Origin of the sequence: Streptomyces sp. JH34 (genome assembly GCF_029428875.1) — a bacterium.
Lineage (GTDB): Bacteria > Actinomycetota > Actinomycetes > Streptomycetales > Streptomycetaceae > Streptomyces.
In genome coordinates, this window is record NZ_JAJSOO010000001.1 from 3,625,823 (window position 1) to 3,651,427 (window position 25,605).

The 25,605-nt window shown below is 67.0% G+C and carries 23 protein-coding genes; 12 read left to right on the forward strand and 11 right to left on the reverse strand.

Annotated elements, in window-relative coordinates; all coding sequences use genetic code 11:
* Positions 1-240: 240 nt before the first annotated feature.
* Together LWJ43_RS16110 and LWJ43_RS16115 are read left to right on the forward strand one after the other, a co-directional pair.
* A complete protein-coding gene (locus LWJ43_RS16110; protein ID WP_277332935.1) occupies positions 241-1,137 on the forward strand; it encodes a LysR family transcriptional regulator in 897 nt (298 codons plus the stop codon).
* 52 nt (positions 1,138-1,189) lie between these two features.
* A complete protein-coding gene (locus tag LWJ43_RS16115; RefSeq protein ID WP_277332936.1) occupies positions 1,190-1,669 on the forward strand; it encodes an NUDIX domain-containing protein in 480 nt (159 codons plus the stop codon).
* A gap of 270 nt (positions 1,670-1,939) precedes the next feature.
* On the opposite strand, the gene LWJ43_RS16120 is transcribed toward LWJ43_RS16115, so the two are convergent.
* Entirely contained in the window at positions 1,940-3,181 is a 1,242-nt protein-coding gene (locus LWJ43_RS16120; protein ID WP_277332937.1) for an MFS transporter, read from the reverse strand.
* A 138-nt stretch (positions 3,182-3,319) separates the two neighbouring features.
* Here LWJ43_RS16120 and LWJ43_RS16125 point away from each other — a divergent pair, with 138 nt between their 5' ends.
* The 3 genes from LWJ43_RS16125 to LWJ43_RS16135 are packed head-to-tail and all read left to right on the forward strand — an operon-like array spanning position 3,320 to position 5,465.
* On the forward strand, positions 3,320-3,778 hold the full coding sequence (locus LWJ43_RS16125; protein WP_277332938.1) for a MarR family winged helix-turn-helix transcriptional regulator: 459 nt from the start codon (positions 3,320-3,322) through the stop codon (positions 3,776-3,778).
* A 28-nt stretch (positions 3,779-3,806) separates the two neighbouring features.
* A complete protein-coding gene (locus LWJ43_RS16130) occupies positions 3,807-4,259 on the forward strand; it encodes a GNAT family N-acetyltransferase (RefSeq protein ID WP_277332939.1) in 453 nt (150 codons plus the stop codon).
* Between the two features lie 42 nt (positions 4,260-4,301).
* The gene (locus LWJ43_RS16135; protein WP_277332940.1) at positions 4,302-5,465 is read left to right on the forward strand and encodes a winged helix DNA-binding domain-containing protein; all 1,164 of its coding nucleotides are present in this window, start codon (positions 4,302-4,304) and stop codon (positions 5,463-5,465) included.
* Between the two features lie 141 nt (positions 5,466-5,606).
* Here LWJ43_RS16135 and LWJ43_RS16140 read toward each other — a convergent pair whose 3' ends face one another.
* From LWJ43_RS16140 to dnaB, 3 genes are all read right to left on the reverse strand, one after another.
* Positions 5,607-6,986, reverse strand: coding sequence for a serine hydrolase domain-containing protein (locus tag LWJ43_RS16140; protein WP_277332941.1), 1,380 nt, complete (start codon positions 6,984-6,986; stop codon positions 5,607-5,609).
* Positions 6,987-7,242: 256 nt separating this feature from the next.
* Positions 7,243-7,554 carry an immunity protein TriTu family protein gene (locus tag LWJ43_RS16145; RefSeq protein ID WP_277332942.1) on the reverse strand — a complete coding sequence of 104 codons (312 nt, stop codon included), beginning with the start codon at positions 7,552-7,554 and terminating at the stop codon, positions 7,243-7,245.
* A 221-nt stretch (positions 7,555-7,775) separates the two neighbouring features.
* Entirely contained in the window at positions 7,776-9,233 is a 1,458-nt protein-coding gene (gene dnaB, locus LWJ43_RS16150; protein WP_277335902.1) for a replicative DNA helicase, read from the reverse strand.
* A gap of 476 nt (positions 9,234-9,709) precedes the next feature.
* Between dnaB and LWJ43_RS16155 the strand changes: the two genes are divergently transcribed.
* The gene (locus LWJ43_RS16155; protein WP_277332943.1) at positions 9,710-11,047 is read left to right on the forward strand and encodes an MATE family efflux transporter; all 1,338 of its coding nucleotides are present in this window, start codon (positions 9,710-9,712) and stop codon (positions 11,045-11,047) included.
* Positions 11,048-11,151: 104 nt separating this feature from the next.
* Here the strand turns inward: LWJ43_RS16155 and rplI are convergent, their stop codons facing one another.
* The 4 genes from rplI to rpsF form a co-directional block, all read right to left on the reverse strand.
* Complete coding sequence (rplI, locus tag LWJ43_RS16160; RefSeq protein WP_014155197.1) at positions 11,152-11,598, reverse strand: 50S ribosomal protein L9; 447 nt, start codon at positions 11,596-11,598, stop codon at positions 11,152-11,154.
* 18 nt (positions 11,599-11,616) lie between these two features.
* Entirely contained in the window at positions 11,617-11,853 is a 237-nt protein-coding gene (rpsR, locus tag LWJ43_RS16165; RefSeq protein ID WP_003967857.1) for a 30S ribosomal protein S18, read from the reverse strand.
* Positions 11,854-11,896: 43 nt separating this feature from the next.
* The gene (locus tag LWJ43_RS16170; RefSeq protein WP_030123074.1) at positions 11,897-12,514 is read right to left on the reverse strand and encodes a single-stranded DNA-binding protein; all 618 of its coding nucleotides are present in this window, start codon (positions 12,512-12,514) and stop codon (positions 11,897-11,899) included.
* 71 nt (positions 12,515-12,585) lie between these two features.
* Positions 12,586-12,876 carry a 30S ribosomal protein S6 gene (gene rpsF, locus LWJ43_RS16175; RefSeq protein WP_006604399.1) on the reverse strand — a complete coding sequence of 97 codons (291 nt, stop codon included), beginning with the start codon at positions 12,874-12,876 and terminating at the stop codon, positions 12,586-12,588.
* A 286-nt stretch (positions 12,877-13,162) separates the two neighbouring features.
* Between rpsF and LWJ43_RS16180 the strand changes: the two genes are divergently transcribed.
* The 3 genes from LWJ43_RS16180 (at position 13,163) to LWJ43_RS16190 (ending at position 15,929) form a co-directional block, all read left to right on the forward strand.
* Complete coding sequence (locus LWJ43_RS16180; RefSeq protein WP_277332944.1) at positions 13,163-13,516, forward strand: hypothetical protein; 354 nt, start codon at positions 13,163-13,165, stop codon at positions 13,514-13,516.
* Between the two features lie 183 nt (positions 13,517-13,699).
* Entirely contained in the window at positions 13,700-14,818 is a 1,119-nt protein-coding gene (locus tag LWJ43_RS16185; RefSeq protein ID WP_033296787.1) for a lipid II:glycine glycyltransferase FemX, read from the forward strand.
* A 79-nt stretch (positions 14,819-14,897) separates the two neighbouring features.
* Complete coding sequence (locus LWJ43_RS16190) at positions 14,898-15,929, forward strand: alanine racemase (protein WP_277332945.1); 1,032 nt, start codon at positions 14,898-14,900, stop codon at positions 15,927-15,929.
* A 16-nt stretch (positions 15,930-15,945) separates the two neighbouring features.
* Here the strand turns inward: LWJ43_RS16190 and LWJ43_RS16195 are convergent, their stop codons facing one another.
* Together LWJ43_RS16195 and LWJ43_RS16200 are read right to left on the reverse strand one after the other, a co-directional pair.
* Positions 15,946-17,445 (reverse strand): glycosyltransferase family 87 protein, encoded by a 1,500-nt coding sequence (locus LWJ43_RS16195; RefSeq protein WP_277332946.1) that lies wholly within the window; start codon positions 17,443-17,445, stop codon positions 15,946-15,948.
* 168 nt (positions 17,446-17,613) lie between these two features.
* A complete protein-coding gene (locus LWJ43_RS16200) occupies positions 17,614-20,016 on the reverse strand; it encodes a transglycosylase domain-containing protein (protein ID WP_277332947.1) in 2,403 nt (800 codons plus the stop codon).
* Positions 20,017-20,678: 662 nt separating this feature from the next.
* Between LWJ43_RS16200 and LWJ43_RS16205 the strand changes: the two genes are divergently transcribed.
* The 3 genes from LWJ43_RS16205 (at position 20,679) to LWJ43_RS16215 (ending at position 23,910) form a co-directional block, all read left to right on the forward strand.
* Positions 20,679-21,380, forward strand: coding sequence for a PadR family transcriptional regulator (locus tag LWJ43_RS16205; protein WP_277332948.1), 702 nt, complete (start codon positions 20,679-20,681; stop codon positions 21,378-21,380).
* A gap of 61 nt (positions 21,381-21,441) precedes the next feature.
* Positions 21,442-22,524 (forward strand): inositol-3-phosphate synthase, encoded by a 1,083-nt coding sequence (locus LWJ43_RS16210; RefSeq protein WP_277332949.1) that lies wholly within the window; start codon positions 21,442-21,444, stop codon positions 22,522-22,524.
* Positions 22,525-22,620: 96 nt separating this feature from the next.
* Positions 22,621-23,910, forward strand: a complete 1,290-nt coding sequence (locus LWJ43_RS16215; protein WP_277332950.1) for an MFS transporter — start codon at positions 22,621-22,623, stop codon at positions 23,908-23,910.
* A 128-nt stretch (positions 23,911-24,038) separates the two neighbouring features.
* On the opposite strand, the gene LWJ43_RS16220 is transcribed toward LWJ43_RS16215, so the two are convergent.
* Entirely contained in the window at positions 24,039-25,484 is a 1,446-nt protein-coding gene (locus tag LWJ43_RS16220) for a CCA tRNA nucleotidyltransferase (RefSeq protein ID WP_277332951.1), read from the reverse strand.
* Positions 25,485-25,605 lie beyond the last annotated feature (121 nt).

Genomic DNA, 25,605 nt, shown 5'->3' on the forward strand with positions numbered 1-25,605 from the left:
GGGACAGGCGTCCCTCTCCACCGGACCGGCCCCGCTCGGGACGAGCGGTCCGAGCCTCCCCCCTCGTGGCTCGGACCGCCCCGGTTCCTGCGCCGAGAACCGTCTGGGCAAGGCTAATTGACTGTGCGTCAGTGTCCAATCACAGTAACGACAGCAACCTATCGACATATTTATAGTTGAGTCGGTCAAGAGGGACGGTGCGGGCCGACGCAGCGTCAGCCGAGCCGAAGAGGGCGAGCCGTGGACCTGTCCCTGCTACGGACGTTCGTGACGGTGCACAGGGCCGGATCATTCACCCGGGCCGCCGCCCTGCTCGGCTTGTCACAGCCCGCCGTCACCTCGCAGATACGCGCCCTGGAACGGCAGCTGGGCCGCCCGCTCTTCCTGCGCAGGGCACGCGGGGTCACCCCGACCACCGTCGGCGACGAACTCGCCCACCGGGCCGCCCCTCACCTGGACGCGCTGGTCGACATCGTCGAGGCCGGACTCGACGAGGAGTCGGGAACGAGAACACTGCACCTGGCCGGTCCACCGGAGTTCACCTCCGTCCGAGCGCTCCCGGCCCTCACGCCACTGATCTCCCAGGGGCTCGCGCTGCGCAGCACCTATGTCGCGAACGCGGGGGACACACTGGAAGGGCTGGCAGCCGGACACCATGATCTGGCCATCACCACCGCCCGTCCGCGGGGTGGTCTGATGACATCGACCACTCTCTGCGACGAGGAGCACGTTCTGGTCGCAGCGCCGCGCTGGGCAGGACACCTGGGGCCTGGAGCGCTGCGGCACACGGGGTCCGTGCGCCTGGAACAGCTACCGGTGGTCGAGGTGCACGAGAGCCTCCCCCTTGTCTCTCGCTACTGGGCGACCGTCTTCGACAGCCGTCCGGCCGCTGCCGCCGCGGTGATCGCACCGGACCTCCGTGCGGTTCTGGAGTGCGCGGCAGCGGGTGCAGGCCTCGCGGTGCTGCCCCGCTATCTCTGCGAGGACGCGCTGGAGAGGGGTGATGTCGTGGCGCTGCTCGAACCTCCGGTGCCGCCACTGCGCACGTATTTCCTCATAGCGAGGACCGGCACACTCGGTCTCCCTCACATCGCGCGGGCGCACGAGTGGCTGGTGCGTGCTGCCGTGGACTGGTGACCGGTGGGCCGACAGGAGTTTCAGATCGGGTTTCCTGGGCCACTCTCTTGCCATGACCGAACGACCCGTGGTCAAGCGCACCGCTCGCGCCGTACTGCTCGACGGCGATGACCTCATCCTGATCAAGCGCACCAAGCCCGGTGTCGACCCGTACTGGCTGACGCCAGGTGGTGGTGTGGAGCCGGAGGACGCCACCGTCGTCGAGGCGCTGCACCGGGAGGTCGACGAGGAACTCGGCGCCAAGGTGGTCGATGTGGTGCCCTGCTTCGTCGACACCGTCGAGCACATCGCCGGCGGCGGCGTCAAAGGCGTGAAGGTGCAGCACTTCTTCGTCTGCCGACTGGCATCGATGGATCTGTCGCGTCGGCACGGGCCTGAGATCGACGAGCCCTGCGGCGAGTACGAGATCGTCCGTGTGCCCTTCAGCCGCGTCGGAATCGCCGCCGTACACCTCGTACCCCTGTCGTTGCGGCACTACCTGGACGGCAACATCGAGGGCGTACGGGCGATGCATGCGCCCGATCTGGGCTGAGGACGGGTTCCTGGACGACGTGTTAGGCGGATAGGCCTGGCTGTCCCGGTACGCCCAGGCCATTGGTCGTGGGTACTCCTGACGGCTGACTGCCCGATGCACGCTTGGCAGCGTGTTTCACGTGAAACCGCTCAGCGGCCTGTGCGCCTAAGCGTCCTCGTGGCCCGTGCAGCGATGTCTGTGAGCCGGCGACGAGGCCGCGGCGCGGGGTGCGCGACGGACATCCATCTGGTCGCGCACCTCGGTGGCCACGGCCACGTGCCCCCGTCATCACCGCGATATCGGCACTGGAGACGTGGGCACCGACTCGCCGGGGCCGGCATCTGCGGCAGGCCCGGGGGCGGGTGCCGCGACCAGGCCACCAGCGACCGTCCGGCGCTCGATCGAACCTGAAAGCACCGCCAGGAGCAGCGCTGACGCCGCGAGTGCGGCACCGACCCAGTTGGGCGCGGTGTATCCGAACCCGGCCGCGATCACGATGCCGCCGAGCCACGCCGACAGCGCGTTCCCGAGGTTGAAGGCCCCGATGTTGACGGCCGAGGCCAGGGTGGGCGCGCCGGCCGCCTGGTCGAGGACACGCTTCTGCAGCGGTGGCACGGTCGCGAAGCCGAGCGCCCCGATGAGCACGATGGTCACGGCCGCGGCGATCTTGTTGTGCGCGGTCAGGGTGAACAGGGCCAGCACCGTGGCGAGCGCACCGAGCGACACGTACAGCATCGGCATCAGATGGCGGTCGGCGAACTTGCCGCCGAGCAGATTCCCGCCGACCATGCCCAGGCCGAAGAGGACCAGCAGCCAGGTGACGGATGACGAGGCGAAGCCCGCGGTGTCCGTCATCATCGGCGTGATGTAGGTGATCGCCGCGAAGACGCCACCGAAGCCCAGCACCGTCATCGCCATGGCGAGCAGCACCTGGACGTTGCGGAATGCGGCCAGCTCGTGGCTGAGCCGCACGCCCTGGGGCTTCGGCTGTTCCGGCACGAGCTTCGCCACACCGAGAAGCCCCAGGACTCCGAGTCCCGCCACGACGAAGAACGTCACGCGCCAGCCGAGATTCTGACCGATGAAGGTCCCCAGGGGGACCCCGACGACGTTGGCGACGGTCAGCCCGGTGAACATCATGGCGATGGCACCGGCCTTCTTCTCCGGAGCGACCAGGTCCGCGGCGACGACCGATCCGATACCGAAGAAGGCTCCGTGGGCGAGTGAGGCGACGACCCGGCCGGCGAGCATCACGCCGAAGACGGGGGCGAGTGCGGACACCACGTTCCCCACGATGAAGAGCCCCATCAGCAGCATCAGCATGCGCTTCCTGGTCACGCGGGTACCCAGGACGGTCATCAGGGGAGCGCCGAGGACCACGCCCAGGGCATAGCCGGTGACGAGGAAGCCTGCGGTCGGGATCGAGACCTGGAAGTCAGCCGCGACGTCGGGGAGCAACCCCATGATCACGAACTCGGTGGTGCCGATACCGAATGCCCCTATGGCGAGGGCGAGGAGCGCGAGCGGCATGGATGCCACCTTCCTAAAGATTGTGTCTGCCCCTTACAGGCGTCCACAATAATTGCAGCCGCTTGCTAATTGCAAGCGCGGGCTATTGCGCCCGTGCCCTATCCTGGAGGCAAGCAGCTCCCGTACGGAGGAGAGACCGTGACAGCGACAGATCCCGCACTGACATCCCTCGCGCAGAGCTGGTGCGCCCTCTCCCTGCTCCACGGGAAGATCGAAGCCCGCATCGAGCGGGCCCTCCAGTCCCGCCACAGCCTCAGCGCGCGGGAGTTCTCCCTGCTCGACGTCCTGAGCCGCCAGCACAGCGGCACGGGCGGGCACCTGCAGATGAAGCAGGTGGCGGATGCCGTGGTGCTCAGCCAGAGCGCCACCACCCGACTGGTCACCCGGCTCGAGGACCGCGGGCTGCTCACCCGGTACCTGTGCGACACCGACCGGCGGGGCATCTACACGGACGTCACGGAAGCGGGCCTCACGCTGCTGAACGAGGCCAGGCCGACCAACGACATCGCACTCCGCGCCGCTCTCGACGAAGCTGCCGAGAACCCCGAGCTCGCCCCCCTGGTCCGGACCGTCGAGGCGCTGAAGATCCCCGCTTGAACCAGCGGGTGTGCGTAGTCTGCCGATCATGAGCGATCTCGACATACGTCCCGCAGCACTCGCCGACATCTCCGCTGTCGTGGCCATGCTGGCCGACGACCCGCTGGGCGCGCAGCGCGAGTCACCGAACGATCTGACCCCCTATCGATCCGCGTTCCGCCGGATGTGCGACGACCCGAATCAGCATCTGGTCGTGGCTGTACGCGAGGGTCATGTCGTGGGGACCCTTCAGCTCACCGTCATTCCGGGACTGTCCCGACGCGGTGCGACGCGCTCCGTCATCGAAGGTGTCCGCGTCCATGCTGAGGAGCGGGGCAGTGGGCTCGGCACCCAGCTGATCCAGTGGGCGGTCGACGAATCCCGGCGTCAGGGTTGCCAGTTGGTGCAGCTGACGTCGGACACCACCCGTGTCGACGCCCACCGCTTCTACGAGCGACTCGGCTTCACCGCCAGCCATGTGGGGTTCAAACTCGCCCTCTGAGCCGGAGAGTTCCGAGCAGGTCCGCGCCCCGGGAGGTATCACATGTACCGCATCGATGACGAGCAGCGCAGGATCAGGATCGGCCGACGGCATCTGCTCGCCCCCTCCGCCAGGGCCTCCTCCGTCGTCGCGGTGGCTGACGCAGTCGTCGCGCTGCACGCGACCGATGCCGCCACGGTCTACCTCTCCGCCTGCGCACGGCTCACCGCCCCCGGCGTCGGCGCGGTGGAACAGGCGCTCTATGAGGACGTCTCACTGGTGCGACTCCTCTCCATGCGGAACACGTTGTTCACGATGTCCAGGGCGGTCGCACCTGTCGTCGACGCCTCGAACGCACGGCTCGTGGCGGCGAAGGAGCGCCAGAGACTCCTCACGCATCTACGGGAGGACGGGAACGGACTGGACGAACGGTGGCTCGCCGAGGTTGAGCGACAGACACTCGCCGTTCTGGCCTCACGCGGCCGCGCGACGGGAAGCGAGCTTTCGGCCGCCGTGCCGGCGCTGCGTACCAAAATCACGGTGTTCCCGGGGAAGAAGCAGGAGACCGTGCAAGGCGTTGCCTCCCGGGTGATCCGCGTACTGGCCGCCGATGGACGGATCCGGAGAGACCGTCCACGTGGCTCATGGACCTCCAGCCAGTTCCGCTGGACGGTCTCCGAACCCTGGCCCGCCTCGGACCCTGTCCAGGCCCGGGTGGAAGTGGCCCGCCGCTGGCTCCACGCCTACGGTCCCGCGACCGAAGGTGATCTGAAATGGTGGACCGGCTGGGGCATCCGTGAGACACGCAACGCCTTGGCGGCGCTCGCCCCCGAGAAAGCACTGCTCGACAGTGGCGCTGTCGGCTGGGTCCTCCCGGATGATCTCGCCGACGAGCCTTCCCTGGAGCCCTGGGCGGCTCTGCTGCCCGGTCTCGACCCCAGCGCGATGGGCTGGGCCGACCGCGGTTTCCAGCTGCCCCCGGATCACCGTTCCGCCCTCTTCGACCGCGCAGGCAACGTCGGCCCCACGGTCTGGTTCAACGGCCAGATCGTGGGCGGCTGGGCCCAGGGCGCCGGCGGCGAGCCGGTGTGGCGCCTATTGTCCGACGTAGGCAGGGAAGCTTCACAACTCATCGCGACAGAGGCGGCACGGATGTCGGCATGGATCGGCGACGCCCGGATCACTCCCCGGTTCCGCACACCGCTGGAACGTGAATTGAGTGCGTGATTCTTCACGCCCTCGCGGGCTGGCCAGCCTGTCGCTTCGCGGGATTCGGGGCCGGGGCGGCGACTCCGGGGCCGGGGCGGCGACTCAGGTTTCACGTGAAACGCCGGTCCGAACCCTTCACCGCGCTGGTCGTCGCGCCCTTCAGGGTGCGAGCCCCCTCCAGCCGTCCGCATCCACACCACCGGGGATGGCCGCGCTCCGGTCGTACGGCTCCCGGGTGAAGACGAAGGATCCCAGATCGAGATGGTCGATCGTGCCGTCGTCTTCGCGCACGACTCGGAGCGTCTCCCCCGCGTAGTAGCCGTTGAGGCCCACCCACGTGCCATCGGGGCGTGCTCGGAACCGTGCCGCGCGACCGATGCCTCGCAACGGCTGGAACTCGAGACCCCCGTCCGCGAGCAGCTTCAGGGCGTGAACCTGCGTTCCCCAGTACCAGGGCCCGGTCAACGCCAGCAGCTCTCCGTCGACCTCGGGCAGCGGTCGCCAGGGTTCCGGCATCCTCGGCTCCGCGTCGGCGACGATCTGGATGAGGTCTGCGGCGACCGTGCCGGTCAGCGGGCCGGAGGTGGCATTCGAAAGCACGACGGCCGCTACATCGTCCTCGACACTGAACAACAGCGTCGCCAGAAAGCCGGGGAGCGATCCGGAGTGCCCGTGAAGCGTACGGTTCGCACGCAGCAGAGCCTGCAGGCCGAGGCCGTACGTACCGGCCCAGTCACCCGCCTCGGACGGGGCGGCGGGGACGCGCATCTCCGCGACTGAGGACGCGCACAACACCCGTTCATCCCCCTGCGCGAGAAAGGCCGCGAAGCGCAGAAGATCGTTGGTGGTCGACCAGAGTTGACCGGCCGGCGCCATCAGTCCGAGGTCCTCAGCCGGCTCGGGCAACATGACGTCGGCCCAAGGATGAACCGCCCAGCCCCCGGCGTGCGGGGCCTGGGCGTGCGGGGTCGTACGGTCCATCCCCAGGGGTTCCAGGATCTCGCGACGCAGCACGTCGGCCCAGGAGTCGCCACGCAGGGCTTCGACCAGCGAGCCGAGCAGCGTGTAACCCGGGTTCGAGTAGTGATGTCCGTGACCGGACGGATGGATCAGAGGTTTTTCGCCGAGCACATCCGCCAGTTGCGGCCGCGTGGTGCCCGGCGTCCTCTCCCACCAGGGGGCGGGTGTCTCCGCCCCCAAGCCCCCGCTGTGACCGAGCAGCTGAAAGACGGTCACCTGCCCTGCGTCCGTGCCCGGCAGGTACTTCTCGACGGGATCGTCCAGATCCAGCAGACCTTCGTCGCGCAGGCGCATCACCAGTACGGCGGTGAAGGTCTTGGTGATGGAGCCGATCCTGAACTGCGTCTCGCCATCGGGTTCATGGCCGTCCACGCAACTGCGCGCCCCACTCCAGGCGATCTGCCCGTCCCGTCGCACCGCGGCGACAAGGGAGGGGGCCCGGCCCTCGGACTGCGCGGTGGCGACACGATGGAGCAGGGCACGCCGTGTGCTGGGGAGCAGGACTTCGGAAGAGGTCATGCCCAAGGATGACCTGCGCGACCATCGTCTGACGACCGTATTCCCCTCCGGTGGCCCGCGGCGTGACCTGCACCCTTCACCGTGCGCAGTGTGTACGGGGACGTGTAGGATCTCGCCGCCCGTACCATATGGCACCCCGCTGCCCAGCGGGTCCATGACCGTCTCAGGCCATGTCCACGCGCTTGTGTCTCAAGTCGCGTGGCATTTCCTCGCGACTGGCTTTGGCGGTCAGAGGGAACAGGCTGCGGGATGCCCGTCATCCGCTCTTCGCCTGGGCCCATTCGAGAAGGGCCTCGATGGCGTCGAGGAGTTGGTCCGGGGTGCGGAGATCGCGATGTTCTTGCCGGATCTGGCTACTGGCCAAGTCACCGCACTCCAGCTCGGCTTCGCCGCTGTCCCAGACGATGAGCATGGCGACATGGCCGTCAGTCTCCACCGTCATCCATGCGCTGGTCTTGGGGCGACCGTCATCAGGTGATCGTTGGATGTCACCCGAGACCCCACGTGATCGCAGCTGCTCCTCGTTCTCGGCAAACCAGGTATGGAGCATCTGCGGCAGCTCATTCATTCCGCTCTACCTCTTGTTGCAGCCTCACGGCATGGGAATGAATGCCGCTGATTGGTCGAGCATGAAGGGGACACCCGGGCTCGTCGGATTCCAGCCCTGCGCCCGTGCCTCGCGGATGCTCGCGGCGGCCTGCTCGTCTCACGACCGCTTCATAAGTACAGCCGATATGAAGCGGAGCGTGAGACTGTGCAGCGAAATCTGAGATCCTACAGGACGGTCCCTCAGGTCTGAGCCATGTCGACGAAGCGGGAGTAGTGGCCTTGGAACGCCACAGTGATCGTCGCCGTCGGGCCGTTGCGGTGCTTGGCCACGATCAGGTCCGCCTCACCCGCACGAGGTGACTCCTTCTCGTACGCGTCCTCGCGGTGCAGCAGGATGACCATGTCGGCGTCCTGCTCGATGGAGCCGGATTCACGCAGGTCGGAGACCATCGGCTTCTTGTCCGTGCGCTGTTCGGGCCCACGGTTCAGCTGGGAGAGCGCGATGACCGGCAGCTCCAGCTCCTTGGCGAGGAGCTTGAGGTTTCGTGACATGTCCGATACCTCCTGCTGACGGCTCTCGGCCCGCTTGGCTCCGCCGGACTGCATCAGCTGCAGGTAGTCGATGACCACGAGCTTGAGCTCGTTGCGCTGCTTGAGGCGGCGGCACTTCGCCCGGATCTCCATCATGGACAGGTTCGGCGAGTCATCGATGTAGAGCGGAGCAGCTGACACATCCGGCATCCGCCTGGCCAGTCTCGTCCAGTCCTCATCGGTCATGGTGCCGGAACGCATGTGGTGGAGGGCTACACGGGCCTCGGCCGACAGGAGGCGCATCGCGATCTCGTTCCGCCCCATTTCCAGGGAGAAGATCACGCTGGGCAGATTGCCCTTGATGGAGCAGGCGCGGGCGAAGTCCAGGGCCAGCGTGGACTTACCCATGGCAGGGCGGGCCGCGATGACGATCATCTGGCCCGGATGCAGGCCGTTCGTCAGGGCGTCGAGGTCGGTGAACCCGGTCGGTACACCGGTCATCTCGCCGCTGCGGGAGCCGATGGCCTCGATCTCGTCGAGAGCCCCCTCCATGATGTCGCCGAGCGGCAGGTAATCCTCGCTGGTGCGCTGCTCCGTGACGGCGTAGATCTCGGCCTGCGCCGAGTTGACGATCTCGTCGACATCGCCGTCGGCCGCGTATCCCATCTGCGTGATCTTCGTACCGGCCTCGACGAGGCGCCGGAGCACCGCCCGCTCGTGGACGATCTCCGCGTAGTACGACGCGTTGGCCGCGGTCGGCACCGACTGGACCAGGGTGTGCAGATACGGCGCTCCACCCACCTTGGTGATCTCGCCACGCTTGACCAGCTCGGCCGCCACCGTGATCGGGTCGGCCGGCTCCCCCTTGGCGTAGAGGTCGAGGATCGCCGTGAACACGGTCTCGTGGGCGGGACGATAGAAGTCGTGGCCCTTGATGATCTCCACGACGTCGGCGATGGCGTCCTTGGAGAGCAGCATGCCGCCGAGCACCGATTGCTCCGCGTCGAGATCCTGCGGAGGCACCCGCTCGAAGCCGGACGAGCCACCGTCCCAGCCGCTTTCCCGGCCACGCTCGTGCTGCTCTTCGCGTCCCTTGCCCTCTCCGCGGCGCTGACGGGAAACGGGCAGACGGTCGCTGGGACCGACATCGGCCCAGGGGTCGTCCAAAGGCTCGGGAATGCTCACCGGGCCACCTCCTCCCGTCCGCTTCGCGGACCTAGCCGTGCCACTCTTTCTTACGGCACGGCACCGACAAACAAGACGCCCGACTCCGGTTCCGGCGCGTCAAGTTCTGCGGTCTTCCGAGCCGGAACGGAGTGCGGGCGCCGCTCCACGGTAGGCCGGTCCGCACCGTCAGCCAATCTGGTTATCCACAGGGCATGTGGACGACGGACCAGATGCTGTGGAGAACCCCTCGGATCCTGTGCACGGACCGGGGGACAGCACTGTGGACAAACTCATAGGGCTCGACGAAAGATGCACCTGACCTGCACTTTCTCAATCCACCGACTGTGGGGGAGAAAAACTTTTACCCTACGGCCAAGATCATCGGAATCACTCTGCCGCCGAACCCGCAAACGCCGCCAGAGTAAGACTCCCAGGCCGATTGCGTCTCTTACCTGTGGAAGATTAGATTGGCCCCCATGACCCAGGTCCCAACGGATCAGCCACCCTCTCGTCGCCGACACGACCGCGAGATCATCGCTCTCGCCGTGCCGGCCTTCGGCGCGCTGGTCGCCGAGCCTCTCTTCGTCATGGTCGACAGCGCCATCGTCGGTCACCTCGGCACGCCCCAACTGGCCGGCCTGGCAGTAGCGGCGGCCCTGCTGACAACCGCGGTCAGCATTTTCGTCTTCCTGGCCTACGCCACCACAGCCGCGGTCGCTCGCCAGGTTGGAGCAGGAGATCTGGTCTCCGCCATTCGTCAGGGAATGGACGGGATCTGGCTGGCTCTACTGATCGGCGCCGCTGTCGTCGCCATCGCACTGCCTCTGGCGCCGTGGCTGGTCGACATCTTTGGGGCGTCCGACACCGCGACCCCTTACGCGACCACATATCTGCGCATCTCCAGCCTCGGTATTCCAGCGATGCTCGTGGTGCTCGCAGCAACGGGAGTGCTCCGCGGACTTCAGGACACCCGGACGCCGCTCTACGTCGCGATCGGTGGATTCGCGGCCAACGGAGCCCTTAATGCCGGACTCGTCTATGGCGCCGGGCTGGGCATCGCAGGCTCCGCGTGGGGCACCGTCATCGCCCAGGTGGGCATGGCGCTCGCTTACCTGATCGTCGTGGTTCGTGGGGCCCGGCGGCACGGGGCTTCACTGCGCCCGGACGCTGCGGGGATCCGGGCCTGCGCCCAAGCCGGCGTACCTCTGCTGATCCGCACGCTCTCTCTGAGAGCAGTTCTGATGATCGCCACCGCCGTCGCCGCCCGCCTCGGCGACACCGATATCGCCGCCCATCAGATCATCCTGTCGCTCTGGAGCCTCATGGCCTTTGCGCTCGACGCGATTGCCATCGCGGGGCAGGCCATCATCGGTCGCTATCTGGGTGCGAACGACCCCAAGGGAGCCCGAGAGGCATGCCGCCGAATGGTTCAGTGGGGGCTCGCCTCAGGGGCCGTCCTGGGGGCAGTGATTTTGCTCGCCAGGCCGCTCGTCGTCCCACTGTTCACCAGTGACGCATCGGTACAGGACACTCTCCTGCCCGCGCTCCTGGTCGTAGCGCTTTCACAGCCGATCTCCGGCGTGGTCTTCGTGCTCGATGGAGTGCTGATGGGAGCCGGAGACGGCCGCTATCTCGCCTGGGCCATGGTGCTGACTCTGGCCGTCTTTGCCCCGGTCGCTCTCATCGTCCCCAGCCTTGGTGGAGGTCTCACCGCGCTCTGGGGGGCGATGACGCTCATGATGACCGTCCGATTGCTGACCTTGTGGATGCGCACCCGATCCGGACGTTGGGTCGTCACCGGAGCCACACGGTGAATTCCTTGGCGGAGCCGCGACCGGACCTTCGTCGTTTCACGTGAAACGACGAAGGGCCGCACCCGTGGGTGCGGCCCTTCACCTAACTCTGCTGTGCTGTGCCCTTAGGCAGCAACGACCTCGATACCGAGCTTCGCGGCAACCTCGGGGTGCAGACGGACGGACACCTGGTGTCCGCCCAGCGTCTTGATCGGCGAGCCGAGCTCGACGCGACGCTTGTCGACGTCCGGACCACCGGCAGACTTGATCGCCGAGGCGATGTCAGCCGGGGTGACGGAGCCGAAGAGGCGGCCGGCGTCGCCGGAGCGAACAGCCAGACGGACCTTCACGGCCTCGAGCTTGGCCTTGATCTCATTGGCCTGCTCGATCGTCGCGATCTCGTGGATCTTGCGGGCGCGGCGGATCTGCGCCACGTCCTTCTCGCCACCCTTGGTCCAGCGAATGGCGAAGCCACGCGGAACCAGGTAGTTACGGGCGTACCCGTCCTTGACGTCCACGACGTCGCCGGCGGCACCGAGGCCAGTGACCTCGTGGGTGAGGATGATCTTCATGATTCGGTCACCCTTCCCTTATCGCGCGGTGGACGTGTAGGGCAGCAGCGCCATCTCACGGCTGTTCTTGACTGCCGTGGCGACGTCACGCTGGTGCTGCGTGCAGTTGCCGGTGACGCGGCGGGCACGGATCTTGCCACGGTCGGAAATGAACTTCCGCAGCATGTTCGTGTCCTTGTAGTCCACGTACTGGGTCTTGTCCTTGCAGAACGCGCAGACCTTCTTCTTAGGCTTGCGCACAGGCGGCTTCGCCATTGTGTTTCTCCTGTGTGATCAAGAAGTGGGGGTACGAGCAGCCCTAGAAGGGAGGCTCGTCCGAGTAGCCGCCGCCGGACCCACCGGAGCCGCCGGAGCTTCCGCCCCAGCCGCCCCCGCCGCCCTGCTGGCCCCCGCCCTGCTGGCCGCCGGACGGAGCATTGGTGGCCCACGGGTCGTCGGCGGGAGCACCGCCGCCGCCCTGCTGGCCACCGCCACCGGGACCGCCGCCCCAGTTGCCGCCGCCCTGCTGGCCGCCGCCGTATCCACCCTGGCCGCCGCCCTGGCCACCTCGACCCGTGGTCTTGGTGACCTTGGCCGTGGCGTTCTTCAGGCTGGGGCCGACTTCCTCGACGTCCAGCTCGTAGACCGTGCGCTTGACGCCCTCACGGTCCTCGTAGGACCGCTGCTTCAGCCGGCCCTGCACGACGACGCGCATGCCTCGCTGGAGCGACTCCGCGACGTTCTCCGCCGCCTGACGCCAGACCGAGCAGGTGAGGAACAGGCCTTCGCCGTCCTTCCACTCATTGGTCTGCCGGTCGAAGATGCGGGGAGTGGACGCGACACGGAACTTCGCGACCGCCGCACCGGACGGGGTGAAGCGCAGCTCGGGGTCGTCGACGAGATTGCCGACGACCGTGATGACGGTCTCGCCTGCCATGGGTGAACCTCTCGGCGGGGATTGCTTCTGGCTGCTTGCTACTCGAACCCGATGACCGCTGAGCTAGATGCTCAGTGGGTCTCGGGACGGAGGACCTTGGTCCGGAGGACCGACTCGTTCAGGTTCATCTGTCGGTCGAGCTCCTTGACGACCGCAGGCTCGGCCTGCAGGTCGATGACCGAGTAGATGCCCTCAGGCTTCTTCTTGATCTCGTAAGAGAGACGACGACGGCCCCAGGTGTCGACCTTCTCAACCTTTCCGTTGCCCTCACGGACGACGGAGAGGAAGTTCTCGATCAGCGGGGAGACTGCGCGCTCCTCGAGATCGGGGTCGAGGATGACCATCACCTCGTAGTGACGCATGTGGAACCCACCTCCTTTGGACTCAGCGGCCACGGTCGTTCCGTGGCAGGAGGGTCGTGATGCGTGAAGCAACAGTGTCTCCGAGTAAAACAGCCACCACTGACAACGCCCGTCTCTGAGATTCGAGGGGGCCGCAGCGCTGGCTCTAGGCAGACACCGGTGCAGACCGTACAGAGTACCCGCAGACCGGCTTCCGGTTGAAATCCGGTGTTCAGGGCGCACAATCAAGACAGATGCGGTGTGAGAGGCGCTACATTGCACCGCCCTTCCCGCCCGGAGGTGCTCCATGGCACAGACAGTCCGTCCCGCCGGAAGCCGAACCGCTGCCCGCTCGTCCAGGGCCCGTCCGGCCACGGGATCTCTCTTCGCAACGGACGGCAAGCCGCATCCGCTGCAGGAAACGCTGATGGTCGTGACCGGCGTCCTGGGCGTCCTCGCGTTCGTCACGGCGATGTTCCACAGCCTGCACCTGATCAGCTCGTGGGCCGGTCTGATCGGCATCCTGACCGGCGCATACGGGCAGTACATCTCCAGGACCACCTGGGAGCGGTTCGCTCTGATCCTGGGGCTCGGCTCGTCCGCCGTCGGCTTCTATCTGGGCATGGCGCACGGCGGCCTCTTCGGTGGCGTCGTCACCTGACCGGCACAGCCGCAACAGACGAGGTCGACCGTCCCACGCAGTGCACAGCCGGGCGGTCCCGAGCAGGTGGTGTCCGGTCCGGCCCCTACGGGCCAGACCGGGCGCCCTTCGGTCACAGTAGGCTTCGGCGCGAGAGCCGGAGCCCCTGACCGATGGGGACACACCTGCCGAGGAGCGCCCCGCATGAGCCTGACCCTGAGGACCATCAGCCGAGAACAGCATCTGGCGTACATCCAGAGTCTGCCCTCGGCCAGTCACTGCCAGGTCCCGGCGTGGGCTGACGTGAAGACCGAATGGCGCTCGGAGAACCTGGGATGGTTCGACAAGAACGGCGAGATGGTGGGCGCCGGGCTGGTGCTGTACCGCCAGTTGCCCAAGATCAAGCGCTATCTCGCGTACCTCCCGGAGGGGCCGGTCATCAACTGGTACGCCCCCAACCTGGACGAGTGGCTCCAGCCGATGCTCGCCCATCTGAAGCAGCAGGGTGCCTTCTCGGTGAAGATGGGCCCCCCTGTGGTCATCCGCCGCTGGGATTCGGCCGCCATCAAGTCGGGAATCCAGGATCCCGATGTGAAGCGGTTGCGTGACGTCGAAGCCAGTCACATCGAGCCGCGCGCCTTCGAGGTCTCGGACCGGCTGAGGAAGATGGGCTGGCAGCAGGGCGAGGACGGCGGTGCCGGCTTCGGCGACGTGCAGCCCCGTTACGTGTTCCAGGTGCCTCTGGCCAACCGCTCCCTCGAGGACGTGCTCAAGGGCTTCAACCAGCTCTGGCGGCGCAACATCAAGAAGGCCGACAAGGCCGGCGTCGAGGTGGTCCAGGGCGGCTACGAGGACCTCGCCGAATGGCAGCGGCTGTACGAGATCACCGCCGTGCGCGACCACTTCCGGCCGCGCCCGCTCTCGTACTTCCAGCGCATGTGGTCGGTACTCAACTCCGAGGACCCCAACCGGATGCGGCTGTACTTCGCGCGGCACAACGGCGTGAACCTGTCGGCCGCCACGATGCTCGTCGTCGGCGGGCACGTCTGGTACTCCTACGGCGCCTCGGACAACATCGGGCGCGAGGTCCGTCCCTCCAACGCCATGCAGTGGCGGATGCTCCGCGACTCGTACGCGATGGGCGCGACCGTCTACGACCTGCGTGGCATCAGCGACTCGCTGGACGAGACCGACCACCTCTTCGGGCTGATCCAGTTCAAGGTCGGCACCGGCGGCGAAGCCGTCGAGTACGTCGGTGAATGGGACTTCCCCCTCAACAAGCTGCTGCACAAGGCACTGGATATGTACATGTCCCGTCGTTGACCGCACCGCGAACCCCCGTCCATCAGTTCCTCTTCTCTCTCACTTACACCGCAGCCACCAGAAAGGTTCCGGGCCGGCCATGGCGCTCTCCCTCTACGTCGACACCGCGCGCTGGCGGGCGCACCAGAAGTCCGTGCTGGACCAGTTCCCCGGGCTCGTTCCCGTCTGCAAGGGCAACGGATACGGCTTCGGACACGAGCGGCTGGCCGACGAGGCGATCCGTTTCGGATCCGACACGCTGGCCGTCGGGACCACGTACGAGGCCGCCCGCGTCAAGGACTGGTTCAGCGGCGACCTGCTGGTGCTCACGCCCTTCCGCCGGGGCGAGGAGCCGGTACCTCTGCCCGACCGCGTCATCCGGTCCGTCTCGTCGGTCGACGGTGTGCACGCCCTGGTGGGCGCGCGAGTGGTCATCGAGTGCATGAGCTCGATGAAGCGCCACGGGGTGAAGGAGGAGGAGCTCGGCCGGCTGCACGCAGCCATCGAGGACGTACGCCTCGAAGGGTTCGCGCTGCACCTGCCGCTCGACCGCACGGACGGCTCGGACGCGGTCGAGGAGGTCATCGCCTGGATGGACCGGCTGCGTGCCGCCCGGCTGCCCCTGCACACGATGTTCGTCAGCCACCTGCGGGCCGAGGAACTGGCACGGCTGCAGCAGCAGTTCCCGCAGACCCGCTTCCGCGCGCGCATCGGCACGCGGCTCTGGCTCGGCGACCACGAGGCGACCGAGTACCGCGGCGCGGTCCTCGACGTCACCCGCGTCGTCAAGGGGGACCGTTTCGGCTACCGCCAGCAGAAGGCGGCGTCCGACGGCTGGCTGGTGGTCGTCGCCGGGGGGACCTCCCACGGTGTCGGTCTGGAGGCCCCGAAGGCCCTCCACGGCGTGATGCCGCGCGCCAAGGGCGTGGCACGCGCCGGGCTGGCCACGGTCAACCGCAACCTGTCGCCGTTCGTCTGGGCGGGCAAGCAGCGCTGGTTCGCCGAGCCGCCGCACATGCAGGTGTCGATCCTCTTCGTGCCCTCGGACGCCCAGGAGCCCAAGGTGGGCGACGAACTGGTGGCCCACCTGCGCCACACCACCACCCAGTTCGACAGGCTCGTGGACCGATAGACGGAGCCGGCTTCTCTCAGCCCGCTCTGCGGGTGGTTCCCCACGTCACCTGCGGTCCTTCGACCGCGGGTGACGTGTTCCGGGAGGAATGCGCGCGCGCCTTCGGGAGTTCGCTACGGTCCGGCGCCCCGTCGAGCACTCCGCCCGACGGATCGTCGGACCCGCCGCGACGGACGGGGTCCCGCTCCGGCCGCAGGATGTCCCTGACGATCACGCCGCACAGGTAGAGCGTTCCCAGCAGATGCAGGACGATCGCGACCTGGTAGCCCTCCTGCGGCAGTCCCTGGTGCTTGTCCCCGCTCGTCGTGTACGCGAGGTAGAACCAGATCCCCAGGAAGTACATGACCTCGCAGGCCTGCCAGATCAGGAAGTCCCGCCAGCGGGGCCTGGCCAGCGCGGCCAGAGGGATCAGCCAGAGCACGTACTGCGGTGAGTAGACCTTGTTCGTCAGGATGAAGGCCGCCACCACGAGAAACGCCAGTTGGGCGAAGCGCGGCCGGTGCCGGGCGGTCAGAGCCAGTCCGGCGATACCGGCACACAGCACGATCATCATCAGCACCGACGCCGTGTTCACCGTGCTCACGTCGATGGGCCGGCCGGTGCGCTGGGTGATGATCAGCCAGAACGAGCCGTAGTCGATCTGCCGCTCCTGGCTGAACGTGTAGAACTTCTTCCACCCCTCCGGGGCGTACGCCATCACCGGGACGTTCACCAGCAGCCAGGCCGCCGCCGCGCCGAAGAGCGCCACCCCGTAGGCGCGCCACTTCCCGGCCCGCCAGCACAGCACCAGCAGAGGCCCGAGGAGCAGCACGGGATAGAGCTTGGCGGCGGTGGCAAGGCCGATGAAGACACCGAAGGCGAGATTCCTGCCGCGGGACCACATGAGCATCGCAACGGCCGTCAGCGCGACGGCCAGCAGATCCCAGTTGATCGTCGCGGTGAGAGCGAGCGCAGGTGCGAGCGCGACCAGGAGACCGTCCCAGGGCCGGCGCCGGTGCGTTCGGGCTACACACAGCGCGACCACCACCGCGCAGATCATCAGCATGCCGGCGTTGACCATCCAGTACATCTGCTCCCGCTGCTGGACGGGGTCCGAGGACGGGGTCAGTGTCAGCCAGGACGCGATCTGCATGAAGAGACCGGTCAGGACCGGGTACTCGAGGTAGGCCATGTCGCCGTCGAGGCGATCGAAATAGGGCACGAGGCCGTCGGCGAAGCCACGTCCGACGAAGAGGTGCGGGATGTCCGAGTAGCACGCGTGCGTGTACTGCGAACTGGTGCCGCGGAACCATGCCCAGTCGTAGCAAGGGATCTTCTGCACCATGCCGAGTGCGAACATCCCGATCGCCACGAGCGCGATGACGCGCAGAGGTGTGAGGGGTCCGGACCCGAACCGTGCCCAGCGGCCCGCGGGCCCGCCGATCAGCTCGCTGCCCGCCGCGGCGATCTCGTCCTGTCGCGTGGGCGGTACGACGGACGGCTCCTGGTGCACGCTCGTGTCTTCTGCGCTTGGCATGCCGCACATCCTGCCGTACGGCGCTGTGTGCGGGCGTGGCCCGCGTCCGGGACACACGAAGGGCCGTCGACACCTGGATGGTGTCGACGGCCCTCATACGCGTGTCCGGGCGTTCTCCGACGGGCTTCCCGGAGGGCGGCGCTTCATCGGTGCCGCCCTGGGCGGGTGCTATCCGCCGCCGCCGAAGATCCCGCCGCGGCCGTTCTCCTCGCCCGTCGTCGTGCCGTCGGTCGTTCCTGTGGTCGTTCCGGTGTCCGTCCCGCCGTCCGTGGTCCCGGCGTCCGTCCCACCGTCGGTGGACCCGTCCGTGGTCCCCCCGTTGTTGCTGCCGTTGCTGTTCCCGCCGGTCTGGTTGTTCTTGCACTCCCAGTCGAGCGGCTGGCACGTCTCGCTCGGTGAGGGGGACGGCGTCGTCGGGGTGGGTGACGGGGAAGCGGGCTCCTCAGTGGTCTGCGAGGGCGAAGGCGTCGGGCTGGGCGTCGGGCTGGGGGTGGGCTTCTCGCCGACGACCTCGCCGAACGGCTCCGGCGTCGGGAACTTGACGACCTTCCTGCCCTTCATCGCTTCGGCCATGTAGTCGTGCCAGATCTGCGCGGGGAACGAGGCTCCGTGGATCGACTTCTCGCCGCCCGTTCCGTACATCTCCAGGAACTCACGGTTCTTCTGCGTCTCGTCGTCGTCCATCCGGAACATGCTGACGGCGGTCGAGACCTGCGGGGTGTAGCCGACGAACCAGGCCGACTTGTTGCCGTCCGTGGTACCCGTCTTGCCTGCCACGTCCCGACCCGGGAGCTGGGCGGGCGTGCCCGTCCCGTTCTCGACGACGTTCTTCAGCACGTCGGTGACGTTGTCCGCGATGACGTTCCGGAACGCCTGCTTCGTCTCCGTCTTGTGCTGATAGATGATCTCGCCCTTGTGCTTGACCTCGGTGACCGAGAAGGGCTCCCGCTGCTTGCCGCTGGTGGCGAAGGTGGCGTACGAGCCGGCCATCCTGATCGCACTCGGCGAGGAGGTACCGATGGAGAACGAGGGAACGCTGGAGTCCGCCATGTAGTCGTCGTCACGGAGCCCCGCGCTCATGGCGGCCTGCTTCACCTTGTCGGTGCCGACATCCATGCCGAGCTGGACGTACGGGGAGTTGGCTGACTCCTGCATGGCGTATTTGAGCGTGATGTCGCCGTAGGACTTGTCACCGTCGTTGGTCTGGTGCCATTCCTTGTCGTCCTTGTCCAGCCACACGTCACCGTTGTACTGGTTGATCGTCAGTGCGTTGTCGCCGTCGTAGACGCTCTTCGGCGAGACGGGCGTGCGGTCCGACTCGCCCTGGTCGGGACCGAGCTTGGGGTCCCGCTTGCCGTACTCCATGGCAGCCGCCAGCACGAACGGCTTCCACGTCGAGCCGACCTGCGCTCCGGTCGCGTCCGCGTTGTTGGTGTAGTGCTCCGTCGCGTTCCGGCCGCCGTACGTGGCGACGATGGCACCCGTCTTGGTGTCGACCGACGCGCCACCGAACTGGACGTGTGTGTCCTTGTCGGGGCGCTTCTTCGCGTTGATCTTGGCGTCGTACACCGTATTGATCGACTTCTCGAGCTGTTCGACGTTCTCCTCGACGAAGGTCGTGTGGATCTCGTAGCCGCCCCGGGCCAGTTCCTTCTCGGTGACGCCCTCCGTGTTGTGCGCGAGGAAGTACTTCGTGGCGAGGTCGACGAGGTATCCGATCTGGCCGCCCAGCTTGGCGTCCTTCTTCGGCGGTTTGGGCATGGGGAACGTCTTGTACTTCGCCCGCTCGGCCGCGCTCATCCGGCCGTCCTTGACCTCTTCGTCGAGGATCCAGCTCCAGCGCGCCTTGGCACGCCGGGTGTTCTCCTTGGCGGAGGCCTTCACCGGGTCGACCTCGGGGGCACCCGCGGGGTCGAAGTAGCTCGCGCCCTTGAGCAGCGTCGCCAGGAAGGCGCACTCGCTCGGGTTCAGGGCCGTGGCGTCCTTGCCGTAGTACGCGCGTGCGGCGGCCTGGAGACCTGATGCGCCCCGGCCGTAGTAGGAGACGTTGAGGTAGCCCTCCATGACCTTGTTCTTCGGGACCGTTCCACCGACCTTGAGCGTGATGAAGAGCTCCTTGACCTTCCGGCTCACGGTCTGGTCCTGGCTGAGCATGGAGTTCTTCACGTACTGCTGGGTGATCGTCGAGCCGCCCTGGGTGTCACCTCCCCGCGCCATGTTCCAGAAGGCACGGGCGATGCCCATGGGGTCGATGCCCCTGTCGTCGTCGAACGTCTTGTTCTCGGCCGAGATGACGGCGTTCCGCATCGCTGCGGGAATCTGCGCGTACTCGAGCGACTGCCGGTTGACGGAACCACCCGTGGCGACCATCTGGGTGTCGTTGGCCCAGTAGTAGACGTTGTTCTGGGCGGTGGCGAGGTCCTTGGGCTCGGGGGGCACCACCAGTGCGTAGGCGATGCCTGCCGCGCCCATCATGATCCCGAGGAAGCCCAGGCACAGGCCGGAGACGAGCTTCCACGACGGGACCCAGCGCCGGAAGCCGTACTTCCCCGCACGCGGGTAGTCGATCATGCGCTTCTTGCCGGAGTCCTCCGGACCCCGGCCGCGGCCTTCGTGACCGGTTGTGTCGCCACCTCCCCGCCGCCGGCCCCCGCCACGCTGGGCGGCGCGACGGGCCTCGGCGCGGCCGCCGTACGACGACGGCTCCTCACCGTGCTCCACTGAAGGTGACTCATGCGTTGCTCTGCGTGACGGGTCGGCGCGGCGACCAGCAGGCTGTTGGGCGGCTCGTCTGGCCGCTGCGCGCCCGCCACCTTGCGGTTGCGGCGTTTTGCGACGGTGCTCGCTCATCGAACGACTACTCCTCGGGCAGGCGAGAGCGCCTGGAAGCGGCAGTTGAGTTCCGGTCCCCCCGAATTACGGCCAAGCCCTGCGGAAGGCTCACCCGCAGTACATCCGGCAGTCCGCGATAACGGACGCACGATGGCGTCTCGCGGTTCCCGGTGGTCTGCATGCCGCACAGACTACGCACGGTCAAAAACCTCCGTGGACCGAACTTCACCCCAAATTACGCAAGTCGCTCCCTATGAATCGGGGATGTGACGCCGCTCACGAACCATCCCCTTGTCGAACATCACGAGCCGATCTATCGTGCTGATGTATCGAGTCGATACATCAGCGCGGCATAAGATGGAGTCGGCAGCCCCGGCAGCCACACGGAGGAGGAGGCGAAGATGAGCAGACGCTCCGGCATCCTCGAATTCGCCGTACTCGGCCTGCTCCGCGAGTCCCCCATGCACGGGTACGAGCTGCGCAAGCGACTCAACACCTCGCTGGGCATCTTCCGCGCCTTCAGCTACGGCACGCTCTACCCCTGCCTCAAGACGCTGGTCGCGAACGGCTGGTTGATCGAGGAACCGGGAAGTGTCCCGGCCCTGCCGCCCACAGCCGGCCGTGGGACCGCCCCGGCGTCCTCGCTGGCCGGGCGCCGCGCCAAGATCGTCTATCGGTTGACGGCAGAAGGTAAGGAGCACTTCGAGGAGCTGCTCTCGCACACCGGTCCGGATTCCTGGGAGGACGAGCACTTCGCGGCTCGCTTCGCCTTCTTCGGACAGACGGAGCGCGAGGTGCGGATGCGCGTGCTCGAAGGCCGCCGCAGCAGGCTGGAGGAGCGCCTCGAGAAGATGCGTGCCTCTCTCGCCCGCACCCGCGAACGACTCGACGACTACACGCTTGAGCTGCAGCGACACGGCATGGAGTCCGTGGAGCGCGAAGTGCGCTGGCTGAACGAGCTCATCGAGAGCGAGCGGTCGGGACGGGATCGGCGACGATCCTCGCCCGAGAGCTCCACTCAGCACGACTCATCAGGAGAGACGGGCGGCCTGCCCCGGCACCGGGACGACACCCGGCCGGATCCGCCCGACGACACCAAGTGACACCCCGCGGAGCCGCAAGGCGTCATCGGGGAACACCGAGAACACACAGGGAGCAATCGGCATGGGTTCGGTTCGCGTAGCCATCGTCGGCGTGGGCAACTGCGCCGCGTCGCTGGTGCAGGGCGTCGAGTACTACAAGGACGCCGATCCGGCCGGCAAGGTGCCCGGTCTGATGCACGTCCAGTTCGGCGACTACCACGTGAGCGACGTCGAGTTCGTCGCCGCCTTCGACGTCGATGCGAAGAAGGTCGGCCTCGACCTGGCGGACGCCATCGGCGCCAGCGAGAACAACACCATCAAGATCGCCGATGTACCGAACACCGGCGTGACCGTTCTGCGCGGCCACACCCACGACGGTCTCGGCAAGTACTACCGGGAGACGATCGAGGAGTCCGCCGAGGCTCCCGTCGACGTCGTCCAGGTCCTCAGGGACAAGCAGGTCGACGTTCTTGTCTGCTACCTGCCTGTCGGCTCCGAGGTGGCTGCGAAGTTCTACGCGCAGTGCGCCATCGACGCCAAGGTCGCGTTCGTCAACGCTCTCCCGGTCTTCATCGCCGGCACCAAGGAGTGGGCGGACAAGTTCACCGAGGCCGGTGTCCCGATCGTCGGCGACGACATCAAGTCCCAGGTCGGCGCCACCATCACGCACCGTGTGATGGCGAAGCTGTTCGAGGACCGGGGCGTCGTCCTGGACCGCACGATGCAGCTGAACGTCGGCGGCAACATGGACTTCAAGAACATGCTCGAGCGTGAGCGCCTGGAGTCGAAGAAGATCTCGAAGACGCAGGCCGTCACTTCGCAGATCCGTGACCGCGAGCTCGGTGCGGACAACGTCCACATCGGCCCCTCGGACTACGTGGCGTGGCTTGACGACCGCAAGTGGGCTTACGTACGCCTCGAAGGCCGTGCCTTCGGTGACGTTCCGCTGAACCTGGAGTACAAGCTCGAGGTCTGGGACTCCCCGAACTCCGCCGGTGTCATCATCGACGCCGTGCGCGCCGCGAAGATCGCCAAGGACCGCGGTATCGGCGGTCCGATCCTCTCCGCCTCCTCGTACTTCATGAAGTCGCCGCCGGTCCAGTACTTCGACGACGAGGCCCGCGAGAACGTCGAGAAGTTCATCAACGGCGACGTCGAGCGCTGAGCCAACTCGTCACCGCTTCGGTGACGCTGTTTCTCCATATGGGGGGTCCCCGGGCAATCCGCCCGGAGGCCCCCCACATGTGTGACGCTTGCACACATGCCTGTCGTGCGTGATCTGGGCGTACTCCTGCGCCTTCGGAACTTCCGTCGCCTACTCGCCGTACGACTCCTCTCCCAATCGGCTGACGGCGTCTACCAGGTCGCGCTCGCCACCTACGTGGTCTTCTCACCGGAGAACGAGACGACACCCGGCGCCATCGCCTCAGCCATGGCGGTGCTGTTGCTCCCGTATTCGCTCGTCGGACCGTTCGCGGGAGTCCTGCTCGACCGCTGGCCCCGACGGCAGGTCTTCCTGTACGGAAATCTGCTGCGCGCCGCGCTGGCCTGCTGCACTGCCTTGCTGCTCCTGAGCTCCGTCCCGGACTGGCTGTTCTACGCCTCCGCCCTGTGCGTCACTGCTGTCAACCGTTTCGTGCTCGCAGGGCTGTCGGCAGCACTCCCGCGCGTGGTCGACACCGAACGGCTCGTCCTCGCCAACTCCCTCTCCCCGACGGCCGGCACGCTGGCCGCCACTGCCGGCGGGGGTCTCGCCCTGGCCATCCGGCTACTGACGGACGGGTCGGACGCCGCTGTAGTCCTGCTGGGCGCGGTCCTCTACCTTGTCTCGGGATTGGCCGCCACGTCTCTGCCCCGCACACTCCTGGGGCCGGACCGGAACCTCCACCATGTGCCAGTGCGGAAGGCCCTCACCACCACAGCACAAGGGCTCATCGAAGGGCTGCGCCATCTGGCTGAGCGGAGGGACGCCGCGCACGCTCTGGCCGCCATAACGGTGGTCCGCTTCTGTTACGGAGCGCTGACCGTGATGGTGTTGATGCTGTGCCGCTACGCCTGGTCCGACGGCGAGTCCGACGGCCTCGCCTTCCTCGGCCTCGCGCTCGGAGCGTCCGCCGCCGGCTACTTCGTGGCTGCCCTGCTCTCGCCGTGGGCGGTCGGACGCTTCGGGCGATACCGCTGGCTGGCCGGCTGCGCCGGAGCCGCCGCCCTCCTCGAGCCGGCGCTGGGGCTCCCGTTCGCCCCCGCTCCGATGCTGGCGGCAGCTTTCATCCTCGGACTCGTGACCCAGGGAACGAAGATCGCCACGGATACCGAGGTGCAGACCTCTGTGGACGATGCCTACCGGGGCCGGATCTTCTCGCTCTACGACGTGCTGTTCAATGCCGCCTTCGTCGCCGCCGCAGCGATGTCAGCCCTCGTCCTGCCCCCAGACGGGCGGTCCGTCGTCGTGGTGCTCACCGTGGCCGTGCTCTACGCCATCGTTTCGGTGTCCATGCTGCGCCGACGGCACACGCACACAGCAGTCCGACGCGCCCGCATCAAGGAATGAGGGGAGTTGTTTCACGTGAAACAACGCCCCTCATTCACTGTTCCAGGTCCCTCGCGGGGAACCGGTCGTGTTTCACGTGAAACACGGTGGCTCCCTCAGATCTCCCACTCGCCCCACCACAGCAGGCGTCAGGCCTCCTGTGCGGCCCACCATTCCTTGAGCGCGGCGACCGCGGCGTCGCGTTCTATCGGGCCGTTCTCCAGACGGAGCTCCAGCAGGAACGCGTAAGCCTCGCCGATCACAGGGCCCGGCCCCACGCCGAGAATCTGCATGATCTCGTTGCCGTCCAGGTCGGGCCGGATAGCTTCCAGCTCCTCCTGCTCCTGCAGTTGCGCAATGCGCTCCTCGAGCCCGTCATACGTACGCGACAGGGCATTCGCCTTGCGCTTGTTGCGCGTCGTGCAGTCCGAGCGCGTCAACTTGTGCAGCCGGTCCAGCAGTGGTCCCGCGTCCCGCACATACCTGCGCACGGCGGAGTCGGTCCACTCCCCGTCGCCGTAACCATGGAAGCGCAGATGAAGTTCCACCAGCTTCGACACGTCCTTGATCATGTCGTTGGAGTACTTCAGCTCGGTCATCCGCTTCTTGGCCATCTTGGCCCCCACCACTTCGTGGTGATGGAACGAGACCCGTCCGTCCTTCTCAAAGCGCCGCGTCCTCGGCTTACCGACGTCATGGAGTAGAGCGGCCAGACGCAGAACGAGATCGGGGCCGTCCTCCTCGAGATCTATGGCCTGCTCCAGGACCGTCAAGGAGTGCTCATAGACGTCCTTGTGACGGTGATGCTCGTCACTTTCCAGGCGCAGGGCGGGAAGCTCAGGCAGTACGTGGTCGGCAAGGCCCGTGTCGACGAGAAGCCCCAGCCCCTTGCGGGGGTGTCCGGAGAGCAGAAGTTTGTTCAGTTCCTCACGGACCCTCTCGGCCGAGACGATCTCGATACGTCCCGCCATGTCCGTCATGGCCTTGACCACGTCAGGGGCAACCTCGAAGCCCAGTTGGGCGGCAAACCGCGCTGCGCGCAGCATCCGCAACGGATCGTCGGAGAAGGACGCCTCGGGCGTGCCTGGCGTGCGCAGAACGCGCTGCGCCAGGTCGTCGAGGCCGCCGTGCGGGTCGATGAACTCCTTCCGCGGCAGCGCGACGGCCATGGCGTTGACCGTGAAGTCGCGACGCACGAGGTCGTCCTCGATCGAGTCGCCGTACGAGACCTCGGGCTTGCGTGAGGTCCTGTCGTACGCCTCCGACCGGTAGGTCGTGACCTCGATCTGGTAGCCGTCCTTCTGCGAGCCGACGGTGCCGAACGCGATTCCGACCTCCCAGACCGAGTCGGCCCAAGGGCGGACGATCTTGAGGACATCTTCCGGGAGGGCGTCGGTCGTGAAGTCCAGGTCGTTTCCGAGCCTGCCGAGCAACGCGTCGCGGACCGACCCGCCGACCAGGGCGAGGCTGAAACCGGCCTCGTGGAATCGCAGGGCGAGGTCGTCGGCGACGGGGGACACCCGCAGCAGTTCGCTCACTGCGCGGTGCTGCACCTGGTTCAGTGCACGGGGGCTGTCTTCGTTGGCATTCGGCACAACAGAAAAGGGTACGTGGCCGGACCGGCCCGGGCGTCATCGTTTCCGGCGACCCTGCGAGACTCTCCCGATCATGTGACGCGGTCCCCGGCACTCAGACATCGGGCACATCGTTACCATG